At 61.6% G+C, this 16945-nt stretch carries 14 protein-coding genes, 1 tRNA gene and 3 pseudogenes; 9 read left to right on the top strand and 9 right to left on the bottom strand.

Features of this window, described 5'->3' with window-relative positions; genetic code table 11:
• The first annotated feature begins 32 nt into the window (after positions 1-32).
• Positions 33-1163, top strand: coding sequence for a DSD1 family PLP-dependent enzyme (locus DLM46_RS35685; protein ID WP_115109083.1), 1131 nt, complete (start codon positions 33-35; stop codon positions 1161-1163).
• Between the two features lie 24 nt (positions 1164-1187).
• Here the strand turns inward: DLM46_RS35685 and DLM46_RS35680 are convergent, their stop codons facing one another.
• The 5 genes from DLM46_RS35680 to DLM46_RS35655 form a co-directional block, all read right to left on the bottom strand.
• Positions 1188-1523, bottom strand: a complete 336-nt coding sequence (locus tag DLM46_RS35680) for a hypothetical protein (RefSeq protein WP_133300434.1) — start codon at positions 1521-1523, stop codon at positions 1188-1190.
• A gap of 411 nt (positions 1524-1934) precedes the next feature.
• Positions 1935-2007: transfer RNA gene (locus DLM46_RS35670), tRNA-Lys, on the bottom strand.
• A gap of 45 nt (positions 2008-2052) precedes the next feature.
• Complete coding sequence (locus tag DLM46_RS35665; protein WP_064270814.1) at positions 2053-2616, bottom strand: Hsp20/alpha crystallin family protein; 564 nt, start codon at positions 2614-2616, stop codon at positions 2053-2055.
• Positions 2617-2996: 380 nt separating this feature from the next.
• The gene (locus DLM46_RS35660) at positions 2997-3404 is read right to left on the bottom strand and encodes an Hsp20/alpha crystallin family protein (protein WP_064270816.1); all 408 of its coding nucleotides are present in this window, start codon (positions 3402-3404) and stop codon (positions 2997-2999) included.
• A 24-nt stretch (positions 3405-3428) separates the two neighbouring features.
• Positions 3429-3881, bottom strand: a complete 453-nt coding sequence (locus DLM46_RS35655) for an Hsp20/alpha crystallin family protein (RefSeq protein WP_115109076.1) — start codon at positions 3879-3881, stop codon at positions 3429-3431.
• Between the two features lie 242 nt (positions 3882-4123).
• On the opposite strand from DLM46_RS35655, the gene DLM46_RS35650 reads away from it, so the two are divergent.
• The 6 genes from DLM46_RS35650 (at position 4124) to DLM46_RS35625 (ending at position 12259) form a co-directional block, all read left to right on the top strand.
• Positions 4124-4507: a hypothetical protein gene (locus DLM46_RS35650; protein ID WP_115109074.1), complete on the top strand. Its 384-nt coding sequence runs from the start codon at positions 4124-4126 to the stop codon at positions 4505-4507.
• A gap of 201 nt (positions 4508-4708) precedes the next feature.
• Positions 4709-5299: a LysR substrate-binding domain-containing protein gene (locus DLM46_RS35645; protein ID WP_115109071.1), complete on the top strand. Its 591-nt coding sequence runs from the start codon at positions 4709-4711 to the stop codon at positions 5297-5299.
• 684 nt (positions 5300-5983) lie between these two features.
• Positions 5984-7282, top strand: a complete 1299-nt coding sequence (locus tag DLM46_RS35640) for an ATP citrate lyase citrate-binding domain-containing protein (RefSeq protein ID WP_115109069.1) — start codon at positions 5984-5986, stop codon at positions 7280-7282.
• Between the two features lie 10 nt (positions 7283-7292).
• Positions 7293-9992 carry a CoA-binding protein gene (locus tag DLM46_RS35635; RefSeq protein WP_115109067.1) on the top strand — a complete coding sequence of 900 codons (2700 nt, stop codon included), beginning with the start codon at positions 7293-7295 and terminating at the stop codon, positions 9990-9992.
• 140 nt (positions 9993-10132) lie between these two features.
• On the top strand, positions 10133-11431 hold the full coding sequence (gene tcuC / locus DLM46_RS35630) for an MFS transporter (protein ID WP_115109064.1): 1299 nt from the start codon (positions 10133-10135) through the stop codon (positions 11429-11431).
• A 45-nt stretch (positions 11432-11476) separates the two neighbouring features.
• Positions 11477-12259: a substrate-binding domain-containing protein gene (locus tag DLM46_RS35625; RefSeq protein WP_115109062.1), complete on the top strand. Its 783-nt coding sequence runs from the start codon at positions 11477-11479 to the stop codon at positions 12257-12259.
• A gap of 15 nt (positions 12260-12274) precedes the next feature.
• On the opposite strand, the gene dctA is transcribed toward DLM46_RS35625, so the two are convergent.
• Both dctA and DLM46_RS35615 read right to left on the bottom strand, forming a co-directional pair.
• Positions 12275-13576 (bottom strand): C4-dicarboxylate transporter DctA, encoded by a 1302-nt coding sequence (gene dctA / locus DLM46_RS35620; RefSeq protein ID WP_115109060.1) that lies wholly within the window; start codon positions 13574-13576, stop codon positions 12275-12277.
• Positions 13573-14502: a LysR family transcriptional regulator gene (locus tag DLM46_RS35615; protein ID WP_115109057.1), complete on the bottom strand. Its 930-nt coding sequence runs from the start codon at positions 14500-14502 to the stop codon at positions 13573-13575. Before DLM46_RS35615 ends, dctA begins: the two co-directional genes overlap by 4 nt.
• 301 nt (positions 14503-14803) lie before the next feature.
• Here DLM46_RS35615 and DLM46_RS35610 point away from each other — a divergent pair, with 301 nt between their 5' ends.
• Complete coding sequence (locus DLM46_RS35610; RefSeq protein ID WP_244306498.1) at positions 14804-15622, top strand: hypothetical protein; 819 nt, start codon at positions 14804-14806, stop codon at positions 15620-15622.
• 305 nt (positions 15623-15927) lie between these two features.
• On the opposite strand, the pseudogene DLM46_RS40770 reads toward DLM46_RS35610, so the two are convergent.
• Both DLM46_RS40770 and DLM46_RS35600 read right to left on the bottom strand, forming a co-directional pair.
• A pseudogene (locus DLM46_RS40770) lies at positions 15928-16120 on the bottom strand (hypothetical protein).
• A gap of 1 nt (position 16121) precedes the next feature.
• Positions 16122-16676, bottom strand: a pseudogene (locus tag DLM46_RS35600) (PDDEXK nuclease domain-containing protein); the annotation flags it as partial.
• A gap of 146 nt (positions 16677-16822) precedes the next feature.
• Between DLM46_RS35600 and DLM46_RS40765 the strand changes: the two are divergent.
• A pseudogene (locus tag DLM46_RS40765) lies at positions 16823-16945 on the top strand (ATP-binding protein); the annotation flags it as partial.

The following is a 16945-nucleotide window of genomic DNA, read 5'->3' as shown; positions in this document are numbered from 1 at the left end:
CCAATCGCGCGAAGAATCGCAAGGAGCCGCAGATGAGATTGCAGTCGTTGAACACGCCCGCAGCATTGATCGATGTCGAGCGCATGAACCACAACATCGAACGGATGCAGCAACGTTTGAACGCCCTCGGCGTGAGTTTCCGCCCGCACGTGAAAACAACCAAGTGCGAGCAGGTGGTAAGGGCACAATTGGACGCCGGCGCACTTGGCATTACCGTGTCCACCCTCAAGGAAGCCGAACAGTTCTTCGCAAGCGGCATCCGTGACATCGTCTACGCTGTGGGCACGGCCCCGACGAAGCTCTCGCAGGCGCTCGCGCTGCGGCGACAGGGCTGTGCCCTGAAGATTGTCGCCGATAGCGTCGCATGCGCCAAGGCCATCGTCGCTTTCGGCCAGCAGCACGAAGAATCATTCGAAGTCTGGATCGAGATCGACGTGGACGGCCATCGTTCAGGCATTGCACCCGACGACGACACGCTCATCTCTGTTGCAACGACGCTCTCGGCCGGCGGCATGCACCTCGGCGGTGTAATTGCCCACGCGGGCTCCAGTTACGAGTACGACACGCATGAAGAACTGGTCCGCATCGCCGAGCAGGAACGCTCGGGCTGCGTGCGCGCCGCTGAGCGCCTTCGGGCGGCGGGCCTGCAGTGTGACGTCGTGAGCATCGGATCGACGCCGACAGCGCTGGCTGCCGAGCATCTGGAAGGCGTCACGGAAGTTCGCGCAGGCGTCTATGTGATGTTCGATCTCGTCATGCATAACGTCGGCGTGGCCGAGACATCCGAGATTGCACTGAGCGTTTTGACCACCGTGATCGGCCACCAGAGCGAGAAAGGCTGGGCCATCGTCGATGCGGGGTGGATGGCAATGAGCCGGGACCGCGGTACACAGCGCCAGAAGCAGGACTTCGGCTATGGACTCGTATGCCTCGAAAACGGCGATGTGCTGGGCGAATATATGATGAGCGGCGCGAACCAGGAACACGGTATTGTCTCCCGATCTGGCACACCGGATCATGAGATCGAGAGCCGCTTTCCCATCGGGACGCGCCTGCGCATCCTCCCCAACCATGCGTGCGCAACCGGTGCGCAGCATCCGGCCTATCAGGCCATCCGTCCAGACGGCACAGTTGAAACCTGGCCGCGTTTCTACGGCTGGTAGGCCGCTCCGAACGCTGGACGCACTTCATTCCACGAAGTCTGCCGGCTCGCCCGCTGCCTCGGGTGCAAGCCCCAGGTCGCCGAGTCGGGCCTTGAGAAAGACGTCGGCGTTCATGAGCCAGTGCCCGAGTTCATCGTCGCCGGTGCCGAGCACCTGCGCCGCGGCAACTGGCGAAAGTGCTTCTACCCGGCAGAGCAATGGTGCGCGGCGCCATGATGTGGGCAGGTCAGCAAGAATCGTCGTCATGAGCTGCCGCATCGCCCGTGCGCTCCCTGCCTCCTCGGGCGTGCTTCCGTCGGCGACCGGCATCACGTCCTCGAGCCGGAGAACCTCATCGGGCTGCCAGTATTCGAACAGCATGTCGTTACCGTGTTCATTCGGTTCCTGTACCTGCGGCGGCAGCCTGCTATCCAGGGAGACCCAGCGGCCTTCTCGGTCTGTTGGCGGGATGCTTCCTCAGCCAGGACGGTAATCGCGATCTGCGGGAGCCACGGCAAGGATTCGAGCCGGCGCGGGCGCTGCGTCAGCTTTTCGCAGGTCCGTGCCAGCGCCTCATCGACCATGTCGCCGATCAGCGGATCGCCCAGGCCGAGGTCGCCGCGCGCCTGCAGATACGCGAGTTTGCGTTGCACGGAGCGCTTGAACGCGGGAAGCAGCGGGCGTACGAGCTCGCCAAACAGTGGCCGCCCGGCGGCGTCGCGTTTCGTCAGCGCGGACGTGGCAGGTGCCAATCGCTACAGAACCGGCGCGATCAGATAACGTTAGCACGTGTGGGTCGTACTGGATTCGAACCAGTGACCAACGGATTAAAAGTCCGCTGCTCTACCTGCTGAGCTAACGACCCGAGCTACGCCGCTTCATTCACCGCGCAAGCGCAACGTTGCCAACGCTAGCCAATATCGATCGTGCGGCTCGCGGATCGTGCTGGCTCCTGTTTCGGCACGGTCAACGTCAGCACGCCCTTGTCAAACTTTGCGAGAGCGTGCTCGGGATCGGCATTTTCCGGCATCGGGATCGTGCGCGTGAAGGCCCCATATGCACGCTCAAGCCGGTAGCAGCCGTCTTCCTCGCTATGCACCTCCTGCTTTTTCTCGCCCCGCAACACCAGCGCGCCATCCTCGACGTTGACGGTCACATCCTCCCGCTCCATGCCTGGCAGCTCGACGGTCACGCGCAATATCTTCCCCTCGTCGACCACGTCGATGCGCGGCTGGAAACGCGATGAGCTGAAATCGCCAAACCATCGTTCGAGCGTCCCGCGGGCTGCAAACGGATCGTGAAGGAAATCCTCCATCGCACGCCACGGATCGCGGGAAAAAAGTCGCGGAATGTCAGGCCATGGACCACGCGACGGTTCGCTGCCCGGCGGGCTTTGCGGACTGTCCGCATCGGGCTTGCGCCCCGAACCGCGGAGAAATTTGAAAGGGTTCCACTTTTTGAGGTCGGTGTTCATCGTATGCTCCTCGATGGTCTGACAGGAGAACCGGATGTCCGTCACTGCGCTTACGTTGCCACGTTTCTGCTGGCGTTCTTGGGCGGCGCCCCCGAGCGGGCGCCGTCCGGGCGCCGTCCTCTGGCGTCAACGCTCGCGATACACCGTTTGCAGTCAGCCTGACGGCGGGGCATGGCGCCTGATCCTGACCGGCGCGATCTATCCGTCAGGGAGGGCCGGGCCGCCTGCGAGCTGACGCACCGGCACGGCCCCCATGCTCATCGTGTATCCGTACCAGCCTTCCTCCATGACGTTCTGTATCCAGCCCTCCACGAACGGGCGGTGGCGACCTCGCGGCCGCCACCGCTTGTTCTCCTATCGTCGTTGCGGCTCTGCCGGGCTCAGTTCGTCTGCACTTCGATCCGGCGCGGGCGTGCTTCGTCGCGACGCGGAATCGTCAGCTTCAGCACGCCGTCCTGGAGGTTGGCATCGATCTTCGATATGTCGAAGTCCGGGCTCAGCGAGAACGCCCGTGCGAAATGCGGTTCACGGATCTCGGCGTGCTGCAGCCGCAGAGCGGCAGGCGTCGGCACAACCGCTTCAGCCTCGATATATAGATTGCCGTCGTGCACCTTCACGTCGAGTTTGTCCTTTGTGACGCCTGGCAGGTCCGCCCACAGCGTGATGCCCTGGCTGTCCTCAAACACGTCAACTGCCGGTGTGAGCGTCATCCGCCGCGCCGGCTGGTCGCCCTCACGTCGTGCTACCGCTTTCTGGTCGCGTTCAGCAACCTGGGTCTTGTCGTTCATGGCTTGCTCCTTGAATGACTGGCGTTACTGGACAGTGATGGCCCGCGGCTTCGACGCTTCCCGCTTGCCCACGCTGATCGACAGGCAGCCGTTGGTGTAGCGCGCCTGCACCTTGTCGGGGTCCGCATTCTGCGGCAACTCGATCACGCGCCGGAATGGGCCGGTGAACCGCTCCTGCGCATAGGTTCGGGTGTCATCGCGGGATTTGTCATCGCTCCCGGCCTGGGCGGCCTTGCGCTCACCGCTGATTGTCAGCAGGCCCTTGTCGATCGACACGTCGAGCTCGGCCAGCTTGAGGCCGGGCGCGAACGCGACGATTTCGATCGAGTCGTCGGTCGTACCGATGTTCACCTGCGGAAAGGCCCCGAAGCGGCCCGAGCGGATGCTGGACGGGAAGCCGCCGAACAGGCTGTCCATCTGCCGCTGCAGACGGTCAAACTCACTGAACAGGTCGGTTCCGGAAAAGAGATCACTCATCGTATCCTCCTTCGATGCAGCGAGGAGGCGAACGGGCCTACGCGCTCCAGTTCGCCTGCCAGGCTGCTGGCAAACAAATCGAAACACGCAGTGCACCGGATGTGACCGGCGCATCTGCCTGAGCGAATCTAAGATAGGCTCTATGGGGAAAATTTCAAGGGGCGGTGGTGAAATTCCGCTCTTGAAAACCGCCTGCCCATCGTTACTTTCGCGGTGCATCGCAACGGTAGGCGGAGGACACCATGGAATTTGATTCGGACTGGCTCACGCTTGGCAGACATCGCGTCCGGCTGCGCTCGACCCGAGGCTTTCCGACCGAAACGATGGGTAGCGTGGCGGAGGTCGTGCGACTCGCGATCGACAACAACCTGAGTGCCCGCGCGCGGCTGGTCGAGATCGTCTTCCGGCAGGAACAGACCTACGATATCGCCGTGGGCACGACCCTGATGGAAGACAGCGTTTGTGCACCGCACCTGGAAGCGGCCATCGCGGTCGTGCTCGGCCTGCTGCCGGAGCAGGTGAACATCACGGTCACAACCGTGAGCCAGGAAGACGTTGATCTGCCCTTCGGCGTGTATGAGCGCATGCTCGCCGAGAAGTTGGGTGTTGTGCCACCGATCCAGTGATCGTCGGGCGATCGCGTCAGTCCGCCGCGGCCGGTGAACAGGACATCACCGCACCCATCGCCCTCCTCACGCGTGCGGACGGGCAGATTCACGGGACGGCAATCACGTCTGGTTCGGCGGATTCGATAATGACCAGGCTTTGCTGCAGCCCGACGGGAAGCTTTAACAGACGCGGGAGCAGCGTCACGGTTCGCGCTTTACATTCGAGAGGGTCAAAGCAGCTCGTTGCAGGGGTGGGTCGCTGACCGCCGGGTCGACCTCGCCGTGGTCTACAACCAGCCTCCGTTGGACGCTTTTCTGGTCAGGCCGCTCTACACTGAGCCGATGATTTTGATCGCTCCGCCCGGAACGGCTTTGCCGAAGGGCGGATATCAGATAAGAGACCTTGCCAGCCTACCTCTGATCCTACCCGGAATGCCCCACAGTAATCGGCGTGTCATCGAACACGCTGCGGTCCAGAACGGCATTCGACTTCGGATAGAGCTTGAGGTGGACAGCGTCGCACTCACAAAGAAACTCGTTAAAGCAGGTGTCGGGTACTCGATCCTCACGTCGATCGCCATCCGCGACGAAGTAGCGCGCGGTGAGATCGTTGCCGAACCCATCAAGCGCCCATCGATACGTTCATCAGTCGCATTAACAACGTTGCGCGAGCAACCAATGTCGAGATTTGCAATCGCCTGGACCGAAATGTTGCGCGAGAAACTTGTCCAGTTCATGGGCAATGAAAATTGGAAGGAGGATGTTGTCTGGTTCGATGATAAACAGGCAGCCAGTCGGGATAGCGGTTAGTTTTGTCTAGAGTTCCGCAGTTATCTCATCGAAGCACTGCGTATCGATGGACGGTAGCCGGATGATCGGCCGACCGCCGTTTTTGAAGCGTCGCAGCCGTTTGACCGCCCCCAATATCTCGCCGCGAAAGGCGGCTCATGGGCCGTTCTCATGCGTCGCTTGGCGGACGCATTTCGGACCCTGAACGGACGGCCTCTTGCATATGTCGAATGTTCCTTAATTCGCGCATGACGGACCATCACCTGAAGTCACATTGCAGATTGGACCGCTGATCCGTCTGCCGCGACAGACAGCGCGGAGGAACATGGCGGTGATGCCGCGTTTCATCCAGCTGCATTGATAACATCTAAACATCAATGCTTCGAAAAAATGCACTTATCGCGTAACTCCATTTGCGTGAGTATCTGTACTCAGGATTCCAGCGAGATTGGAACGAAAGTAAAACGCATCGGAGACAAGGCGATGTACAACACAAGGTGCACCTGGCGCGCGTACCGATCGCCCCCTTGGGCCCGCTAGTCTCGAGCGCCAGCCGGTTCGAGCACCGGACAACTCAACAGACATCAGCCACACTCCGAACGCCATCGGCGTCTCGGCCGCTCGTTACGCCTGGCGCTTGCGCCTAACGAGCAATCCGAACACCCGTTTCTTTTTATATCGCTATGCCTTTCAGGAGACAACTTCATGCAAATCACCGGTATGTTGCACGGCGCGCGCCTGTTGCAATTCGTCGGATTCCCGGCGAGTGAGATCCTTGGCCCGAGCGCCAGCGAGGAGGAGATCAAGAGTTTGATCGATCGTCATCGCCAGATATTCATCAAACCCGTCTTCAAAGGCGGAGTGGGAAAGAAGGGGAAGGCGGGCTTACTCGGCCGCGCGACCGATCTCAAGACGGCGCTGATCGAAAAAGAGCGGTTGTACTTCGCCGAGCATTCCGTCGGCCACCTGAAAGCAAAGTCGAATGGCGTGACGTTCGAAGCCAGCGTTCCGGCCCAGCATGAGGTCTATTTCTCGATCACCGACTCCACGCGTTTTCGTGCGCCGACCATGACGCTCTCGCATAAGGGCGGCATGGATATCGAAGAGGTCGACCCGAAGCATGTGGCGATGGTGCCCTTCGACGCGTTGACGGGTTTAAAGGCGTTTGTCGTGGCGAACGCGCTGAGCGAGATTGGTGCGCCCAAGGAGATCATCTCGCCGCTCGTGCAGCAGTTACCGAAACTCTGGGAGCTCTTTCACGATTTCGGCATGACGACACTGGAGTTGAATCCGATCCGAATGCGCGAGGACAAGAAGGGGCGCCTCACACCGGTCGCCTGCGACTTCAAGTGCGGTTTCGATCGCGACGATCCGCGATGGACGCGCCTCGGGCTGCCGCAACACCTGTTCGCAGCGGACTACTCCGACTTCGAGCAGGAGATCAATCAGTTGCGCACGCACCAGGGCCAGAGCGACGTGTATGTGATCAACGAGGAAGGCACGATTCTCGCGCCGACGTTCGGCGGCGGTGCCAACTCGCTCGTGACCGAAATGCTCGGCGATGCCGCGATCATCTCGTCGGATTTCGGCGGCAATCCGCCGTACGCGAAGATGAAGGAAGTGGCCCGTATCTGCTTCAAACACTGGCTCAAGCAGTCGAATGTGCTCTTCATCATCGGCGGCAAGTCGAACAACACCGACATCTTCGAGACGCTACGAGCGATGGCCGACGCTCTTCGCGAACACTTCAGCGAGTATGGGCCGACGCCGCTTTACGTGGTACTGGGCCGGGGAGGCCCGAACCTCGTGCGTGGGATGGCCGCGCTGAGAGACACATGCGACTCGCTCGGTCTGCCCTATCGGCTCTTCGGATTCGACTCTGACATCAGCGAGGTCATCCAGTACGCGCGTCAGGCGGACGCCTGGATGCGCGCCGGTGGCCGGGCCGAGATCGCAGCACGGATCGGCGCACCCGCGACGGAAACCGAAACGGCTCAAGACTGAGGAGAGTAACGTGTACAAGCAAAACAGCAGCCAGTTCAAGTATTTCGTCGGCGTCAACTCGCTGGCGCAGATCGCCACGCGTGACGATCGCGTGTGCGTGCTCAATATCCTGGGCGGTGAGTCCTCGGACGTGACGCCCGTCAGTCATGCGTTCTCAGGCAGGAATATTGTCTTCGGCACGGCGCCGGGCAAAGGCGGGCACGTGCTCACCACATCCATCGGAGATATCCCGGTGTACAACAACGTCCGCGAGGGTCTGGAAGCGGGGCATCGATTCAACTGCGGCGTGGTCTATCTACCGCCATCGGCGGCTCGCGACGGCGTCGCCGAACTGATCCGCGTCAATCCCGATCTGAAGAAGATTTTTATCATCACCGAAAAGATCGCCGTACACGACGCCCGCGAAATTCGCGCGATGGGTCAGCAAGCGGGCATCGACATCTTCGGTGCGAACGGGCTCGGCGTCGCCGACTCGTGGAATCGCGTAAGAATCGGCGGAGCACTCGGCGGCGATAGTCCGGACGATTCATTGCGCAAGGGATCGATCGCCATCTTCTCGAACTCGGGCGGCTTCAGTACGACGATCGCGCAGTACCTGCGCATGAGCGGCTGGGGCACATCGACCGTCATCTCGAGCGGCAAGGACGTCTACATCCACTATGCCGCGCCGGAATTTGCGTTCGCACTCGCCAACGATGCTCGAAGCAAGGCCGCTGTGCTCTATTGCGAACCGGGTGGCTACTACGAGGCCGATGCGGCCTTCACGAAACCGGTGGTCGCCTGTGTGGTGGGCCGGTGGAAGAGCCGCCTCACGCGTGCGGTCGGCCATGCGGGCGCGATGGCCGGCGGCTCCGACGACGCGCAAGCCAAGGAGCGCTGGTTCATGGAAATGTTCGGCGTAGACCGCCTCTTCACGCCCGACGATCCGTGCTGCTCCGCCAAGGGCGCGGTTGTCACGAACATCGCGCATATCCCGGCGGCGCTGACCGCCGTCATGCGCGCCAACGCGACGATGCCTGATTTCGAGCCCGAAGGCAGCCTTGCGCTCAAGCCGTGGTTCGGCTCCGACCAGGGAATTCAGCTTCCGTCCGACCTTGCGATCCCCGTAGTAGGAGCAGTCGCGCCCTACGACGAGCAAGTCTTGCAGGTCAATCGACAAGTCGGTGCGATTGCGCCACGTCAGGCGTTGAAGGATGCGTCGGGAGCATCGCAGATGGATGCGAAAACGCAGGTGAGCAGCCTGTATGGCGCCTCGATGCTCGACGCGGCGACGCATTCGCTCGAAGCGAACGTCAGCCTTGCCCTGCTTCACGAGTTCGGCGGAGAAAACGACGAGAAGCTCATCAATGTCGCGATCGCTGCGTCCATCAATCTGCACGGAACGCCGGAGCTCGCGGCAGCGCAGGCCGCACGCGAGGCCGGCAATGCACCCAACGCCATCCTGGCCGCCGCGGCCTCGATCATCGGGCCGAATCGTCAGCGCGCGGCGCGGGATGCCGCGAAATGGATGATCGAACGCTTCTCGGCAGCCAGCCTGACGAGTACGCTCGACGAGAACTTCGACATCGCACGGATCGACGTCAGCGGCTGCGAGCCGCTCTTTGCCAACACGCGCGATCTGCGCGCCGAAGCGATGCTCGCGGGACTCGCCGAGCGTGGAGTCAGATCGGTCCTCGTGCGCTGGCTCACATCTCAGCCCGCTCACCCGACGGCAGACGCTGTTCTGGCCGCGATCTGCGTGACGCTCGCGTGGGGACCGCTGATGCGCAAGCGCATCTCGCGCGTCACGGCCGAGAGCCTGCCCTGGTGGACCATGTTGTTCGGGACGCTGATCGGTGCATCGGCGGACGCCTCGCGACACCGTCCCGACGGCTTTTGCGGCTTTACCACGCAAGCGCTGCTGAACGAACGCAGCCTGACCGAAATCTGTTTTGCCGCGTTGCTCAACCTCGCGCCGGGGCCGAACGATCTGTTCGCCTTCAGGACGCTCGTCGGTCTGCTGCTCACCAACGGTCCGGGAGCCATATCGGCGCAGGGAGCAAAGGGCGCGGTATCCGCTGACGGCCCGGAAAGTCCAGAGCGAGTGCAACTCAACAAGGCGCTGGTCGGCTTTCTCACCCATACAGGTTATACGCATGGCGGCAATGGCTATGAAGGCATCGCGTTCCTGATCGAAGCGTTCTGGGACAGCGGGCTTGCCGATCCGTCCGACCCCGCGCACGGCGTGGACCTGCGCTCGCTGGCCGAGCGCTCGGTCGAGCGCTATGCGAAGTACAAGGCCCGGCAGAAGCATGCCGGCAGCCTCGATATCGCGAAGCTGCCGGGCGTCAACCATCCGGTCTTCAAGGACAGGCCGGTCAACTACGACCCGCGCGAAGTGTTCATCGCGGAACTGTGCGAGAAGCGTGGCGAATACAACGTGTTCCATGCTTTCTATCGCGAACTGGTGCAGGCGTTGTTTGATGCTGGCGTCTCCCGCAACGTGTACTGCGTAAACGTCGATGCGGTGATCGCGGCCCTGCTGCTGAAGATGCTGTGGCAGCCGCTGCGACGTGGTGAATTGACTGAGACCGATCTGGAAACCGCCGCATTCACGATCTTCCTTTATCCCCGCATGCTCGGATGCGCGGCGGAAATCGACGATCACCTGAACCGGGGGCGCAACATGGACACCCGAACGCCCGCGTCCCAGTGCCGCTTCGTGGCCTGAGGGCTCCGCCAGCACTGATAACCAGCGCACATCAATCGTTTCGAAAATAGCACTTATCGTTTCGTGTGGTTCGGGCCAATATTCGACAAACAACAAATCGCCCGAACATCGCAAAGTTCAAAATTTCTGGAGACACCTCGATGCATCCCTCCTCACCTCCGCTGGCCCCCGGGCAATCGAAGGCATCCGCCGTGCTACGCGTGACGGCAGGCAACTTCCTGGAGCAGTTCGACTTCTTCCTGTTCGGCTTCTATGCCACGCAGATTGCCGCGGTCTTTTTCCCTGCGGGGAGCGAGTTCGCTTCACTGATGATGACGTTCGCAGTGTTCGGCGCGGGCTTCCTGATGCGGCCGCTCGGCGCGATCATCCTCGGCGCGTATATCGACGATGTCGGTCGCCGCAAGGGCCTGATCGTCACGCTGTCGATCATGGCGAGCGGCACCATCCTGATCGCGTTCGTGCCCGGCTATGCGACGATCGGACTGTTCGCCCCGGCCCTGGTTCTCATTGGCCGTCTGCTGCAGGGCTTCTCCGCAGGTGCGGAACTGGGCGGCGTATCGGTTTATCTCGCTGAGATGGCGACGCCGGGCCGCAAGGGTTTCTTCACGAGCTGGCAGTCGGCGAGCCAGCAGGTGGCGATCGTCATCGCGGCCGCGCTCGGCTTCGCGCTCAATCAGTGGCTCGACACGGCGGCGATCGCTGCGTGGGGATGGCGCGTGCCGTTCTTCGTCGGCTGCATGATCGTGCCTTTCATCTTCATCTTGCGGCGCAATCTCGAGGAAACACAGGAATTCAAACAGCGCCAGCATCGCCCCAGCATGAAAGAAGTCTTTACGACGCTCGTGCAGAACTGGAACGTCGTGATCGCGGGCGTGCTGCTGGTCGCAATGACCACCACGAGCTTCTATCTCATCACCGTGTATGCGCCGACCTTTGGCAAGACGGTCCTGCATCTGAGCACCGCCGATAGCCTGCTCGTCACGCTTTGCGTGGGGATCTCCAACTTCATCTGGCTGCCGATTGGTGGCGCGTTATCGGACCGGATCGGACGCCGTCCGCTCCTGCTCGGAATGACGATCCTGGCGATTGCGACCGCCTACCCCGCGCTATCGCTGCTGGCTCACGCGCCGGGCTTCGTCAACATGCTGCTTGTGCTGCTCTGGCTCTCGTTCATGTACGGGATGTACAACGGCGCGATGGTCGTCGCACTCACCGAAGTGATGCCCGTCGAAGTGCGTGTCGCTGGATTCTCGCTGGCCTACAGCCTCGCGACGGCGGTCTTTGGCGGTTTCACACCCGTTATCTCGACCGCGCTCATTCACATGACGGGCGATAAAGCCGCGCCGGGCTACTGGATGAGCTTCGCCGCGGTGTGCGGGCTCGGTGCCACACTCGCACTGTATCAGCGCCGTCGCGTTCCGCTGCATGCGGCTTCCTGAAGCATCGCTTCGCTCCTCGAACTTCAGCCTGACGTCCTTTCAACCATGAAATCCATCCTTCTGAAACTCTGCACCGCGGCGCTCCTCGGCAGCGCCGCCGCTGCGGCGAATGTGCAGGCCGCCGATCTGCACGTGATGAGCTCCGGCGGCTTCACCGCCGCCTACAAGCTGCTCGGCCCGAAGTTCGCGGCGTCCACGGGCAACACGCTCGATACCGCGCTCGGACCGTCGATGGGCAAGTCGCCGGAGGCCATTCCGAACCGGCTTCAGCGCGGCGAGCCTGCCGATGTGGTGATCATGGTCGGCTATGCACTCGACGACCTCATCAAGCAGGGCAAGGTGATCCCCAATTCGCGCGTCGAGCTCGCGGATTCGCGTATCGGCATGGTGGTGCGCGATGGCGCGCCGAAGCCCGACATTGGGTCTGAGGCGGCGCTCAAGGAAACCTTGCTGCATGCCCGGTCGATCGCTTACTCGGATAGCGCGAGCGGTGTCTATATCGAGCGCGAGTTGTTCAAGCGGCTCGGCATCGAGGAACAGGTGAAGACCAAGGCGAAGATGATCCCGAAGATCCCGGTGGCATCGGTGGTTGCAACCGGCGACTACGAAGTGGGATTTCAGCAGGTGAGCGAGTTGCTGCCGGTGAAAGGCGCGGCGTACGTCGGCAAGATTCCGGAGTCGATGCAGTCCGTCACGCGCTTTGCGGCCGGCATCCCGGTTGGCGCGCAGCATCCGAAGGAGGCGAAAGCGCTCCTCGACTATCTCGCGTCGCCCGCCGTGCAGCCGGAGGTGACATCGACCGGGCTCGATTCCGTCGCCACGCACTGAGACGACGGAATCGATTCAGCCCGGCAGGTCGGCGGGCTGATCGAAAGCTTCTTCGGGCTCATGCGCCAGGCTCAATGCTTCTCTCAGACGCGCCCGGTCGCAGGCGCGCTCCCACATCGATACGAAGATCACCGCGCAGGAGTTGCTGATCACGCTCGTCAGGGCACGCGCCTCGGACATGAAGCGATCGATGCCGACCAGTAGCGCGACGCCTGCAACCGGCAGATCCGGAATGACGGCGAGCGTCGCGACGAGCGCAACCAGTCCGCTGCCCGACACGCCCGCCGCGCCCTTGGACGTGACCAGCATGACCACGAGCATCGTCGCGATCTGGCCGCCCGAGAGATGTACATCGCACGCTTGCGCGATGAACATCGAGGCGAGCGTCAGGTAGATCGCCGTGCCGTCGAGGTTGAAGGAATAGCCGGCGGGCAGCACGAGACCCACGATGCCCTTGTCGCAGCCAAGCGCTTCGAGCTTGATGATGAGGCGCGGCAGCACCGGTTCGGTCGACGACGTCGCGAGCACGATGACGAGTTCCTCGCAAATGTAGCGCAGTAAACGCCAGAGGGAGAAGCGATGCAGGCGTGCGAGCGGACCGAGCACGCAGACGACGAACAGCAGGCACGCCGCATAGAACGACACCATCAGCATGCCGAGCGAGCCAATCGAACGGATGCCGAAACGGCCCACCGTGAACGCCATCGCGCCGAATGCCCCGACGGGGGCAAGCCGCATGATCAGCGCGAGGATGCGGAACAGCACGTGTGCAAAGCTATCGATGAATTCCTGCACTCGCCGTCCGGCGCTTCCGCTGGCGTTCATTGCGAAGCCGAACAGAAGGGCAAGCAGCAGGACCGGCAGCACCTCGCCTTTCTCGAAGGCGCCGACGAGCGTCTCCGGAATCAGATGCAGTGCGAACTCGACGAGCCCGTGCGACTGCGTGCGCGTCGAATACTGCGCCAGGATAGCCGTGTCCAGATGATGCGCGTCGATATGCAGTCCCGCGCCCGGATGCAGCGCGAACGCGGTCGCGAGCCCCAGGACGAGTGCAACGATGGTGAGAAAGTAGAACAACACGAGCGCCTTCAGGATGGTCCGGCCGATCTTCGAGCCGCTCGCAAGCGACGTGATGCCGGTGACGATCGTGCAGAAGACGATTGGCGCGATCATCATGCGTACCAGCGCGACGAACGCATCGCTGAGCGGTTTGAGCGATGCACCGATCTGTGGCCAGAAGTGGCCCACGGTCATGCCGATCCCCATTCCAAGCAGTACCTGGACGTAAAGCAGCCGGAATGGCCTTGGCGGTGTCATTTCGAGGTCTTCTTCGCCGCGCCGGCCATGCCGCTGCGCTTCGTGTCGAGAATCGTCTGATAGAACTGCTGCGCGGCCGGCGCGAGGGGGCGTCCCCGGCGTCTGACAATACCGACTCGCCTCGTCACGACCGGATCGACGAGCGGCACGCTGGTCAAAATCGGATGGTCGCGCATGGGCATTGCCATTGAAGGCACCGCTGCCACACCGAGTCCCGCTTCGATCAGGCCGAGCATGGTCGTGACATGGCGAGTCTCGCAGACGCTCGGCGCAGCCGGCGCCACGTTGGTCAACGCCTGATCGAGCAGCAGGCGGTTGCCGGAAGTCTTGTCGACGGAAACGTATTCGTGTTCATAAAGCTCGCTCCAGGTCACCTGCTTTTTCCGAGCAAGGGGATGATCGCGGCGGCACGCGGCGACGAACCGTTCCTGCAGCAGGACCTTGAACTCGACTTCGGTTTCCTGACTGCCCATGAAGCTGACGCCGAAATCGGCTTCACCGCTGATGACCGACCCGAGCACTTCGTTGGCGCTCGAGTCCAGCAGCTTGACCCGGATCCGCGGGTAGCGGCTGTGATAGGCGGCCACGACGCTCGGCAGGAAATAGTAGGCGACCGACGGCACACATGCGATGGTCACATGACCGAGGCGGCTGCTGGAGACGTCGCGGATGCCGAGCAACGCGACATCGAGATCGTCGAGAAGTTGTTCCGCACTTGGGGCGAACACGCGACCTATGGTGGTGAGCGTCACGCTGCGGGTGGTCCGCTCGAAGAGCCGCACGCCGAGCGCCGCTTCGAGCTTCTCGATGCGCCGGCTCAGCGCTGGCTGCGAAATATTGACCGCCTCCGCTGCTTTGCGGAAGCTACCCAACTCCACGACGGCTCGAAACGCCTGCAAATCGCTCAGGTCGAAGTTGACGCCCACGGGCCATCCCCCGCATTTTAGATGCGACTATTTTGCATGATACGGACGAAAGCGCCCATCGAGGCAACACTTGGTGATTAGCCCGCGCCGGTTTCTTCGTGTCAGCGGTCATTCATGGCCGAGAGGTGGGCGTCTCTTCAGGGCCGAACCTTGCCGATCGTCTAGCGATCGAACGGTGCTTGCCAGGAGCGGCAGCACGCGGACACATTGCCTCCGTTCGGACCAACGTCGCTGCCCGTCCGCGTAAGAAGCGAACCGGCCTGAATCTTTTGAATCTCCTCTCCTGGTGCTGGGCCGACGAGTGACCTGGTTCGGCGCCGTCTGTCAAGATGCGCACCGTCCCATCGAAGCGTTTGTGGCGAAAACACACACCGCATTTTTTGCTCTGAATACTCCGCAAACGATTGCTTATACTCTGTCCACCTCTTTCTCCGAGGCGCATCGTATGCGGCAGGAATGGTTTGAATATCTCCAGCGACTTGGCGGGAACACTCCGATGATTTTGGCGCTGGCGTCAGGGGCAGTCGGCTCTGTCATAACGCTCGCGTGGATCTCAGCAAGGGATGCCAGGGAGCGCAAGCGTCAGCGACGCGACACTGCATTGGAGCTTGCGTTATCGCTGGAAAGCTACGCTCGAACCTGTCGGACAATGATGCATAAGGCCGCCTGGGCGGCATCGGAGCCGGTCGGCCCGACGAGCCGCGAAGCCAGCAAGGGCGTGTCCATCCCCGTCTTTGCCTATCCGGACAAGTTTCAGTGGCACGTCCTGAGCCGCAAAGTTATCTCCGAGCTGCGCGAGTACCCGGCAACGGTGTACGCCGCTCGGGAGTATGTGGAAGCATTCCGCGAATTCGGTGAGCCGATCGACCTTTGTGGCCAGGTTGAATACGAATGTGCAAAGGCTGCTATGGCAGCGTTAGCACTTGCTCGGACCACGCGTCGGCGGCACGGAGCCGCGACGTGGAAGCCGGGCGCCAAAGATTCAGCGATGGAGCGCGAACTGTCCGACTTCATCGAGAACGCTGAAGAAAAGCGCAAGGCGTCGCTCGAGCGTCGAACGGAGTCCACAGTTGGTCGGCGAGCTGACGCGCAACCGTTCAATCAGGCGCTTAGCGCCTGAGGGAGCGTTAAAAACCTTGGGGTTGTAACTGCGATGCCAACCCGAGCTGCTCCATTAGCAGGTGCAGCTGAACCCGCGACTTTCTTTCTGCTCCCGCGGCGTCGTTCCGAATTTTTCTGGCGCGCCCCGTTCTTCAGCGTCAGCCATGATTCCTGGCGAGGCTATGCGCAGAATGAGCGCCTGACTTGCATGTGATTCTCCGATCGTTAAACGATTGCCCAGAGGCAGCCTCCGACGGATAGAAGGAAACGCCCAGAGGAATGCGCATACCAATAAGTGCCATGCAGCGGCATGGCCCAATGGGTCTAAGAAAGTATCCTCAGGTTGCGAATGCGACCAATTGCCGGGGACCGCTCAAGGATCAGGTTCGTGACGAACTCGGGCAACAATGCCCGGGGCACCGTGGCTGGCACATCGCTGACTACCTGAAGGCACATGCACGATGAAATCGTCCGGCGCGGCAGCCAGGCTGTGCTCGTAGGCAACTCGATAGTCCATTTTATTGGTGCTCTGTTGGTTCGGGTCCTTCATTCGGTCCCAGTTCCGCCTCGATCTGTTCAATCGATGGCAGGTCGGGCATAAGAGGAGCTGGGATGTCGCGCAGCAGCTGGTATTCGGCCACGCCCATCGGATTGGCGATGCCGCGCAGCGCATACTCGGCGACCAGGCGATTGTTTTCCTTGCAGAGCAGCAACCCTATTGTGGGCTGGTCGTGCGGTGCTTTCACCTGCGCGTCGACGGCTGACAGATAGAAGTTGAGCTGGCCGGCATATTCAGGCTTGAACGGCGTCGCCTTAAGCTCGACCACGACGTAACACCGCAGCTTCAGATGGTAAAACAGCAGGTCAATGAAAAACTCATCCCCTGCCACGTCGAGCCTGTATTGTCTTGCGACAAACGCGAAGCCGGCACCAAGCTCGAGCAGGAAGCGCGTGATGTGCCGCGTTAGCGCGTTCTCGATGTCCCGCTCCTGAGCGTTTTCGGTCAGGCCAAGAAAATCGAAGGTGTACGGATCCTTGAGCGCGTCGCGGGCGAGGTCGGACTGGGGCGGGGGGGCGCCGGCATCTCAAAAGCAGTTGGAGACACTTTTATTTCGGTTCTGGTAACAGACTGAATCTGCTGGAGTTTTTTGCGCCGCTGCATTACACGAACGCGAGTTGACAGAATTATTGGCGCAACGGAGACACTTTTAATACTGTCTACGAGTGGCTGCGAGACGTGCATGACGTGCTGGATCGCCAGCAGATCAAGCTCTTCACGTTCCTCGTCGGGCAGGAGGAACTGCTCGCGCAGAAGACCGCGTTGCAGGTCGCAGGCAAGACG

Origin of the sequence: Paraburkholderia lacunae, from assembly GCF_003353175.1 — a bacterium.
Classification (GTDB): domain Bacteria; phylum Pseudomonadota; class Gammaproteobacteria; order Burkholderiales; family Burkholderiaceae; genus Paraburkholderia; species Paraburkholderia lacunae.
The sequence above is the reverse complement of the archived record's forward strand: the minus strand, read 5'-3'. Positions and strand labels throughout refer to the sequence as shown.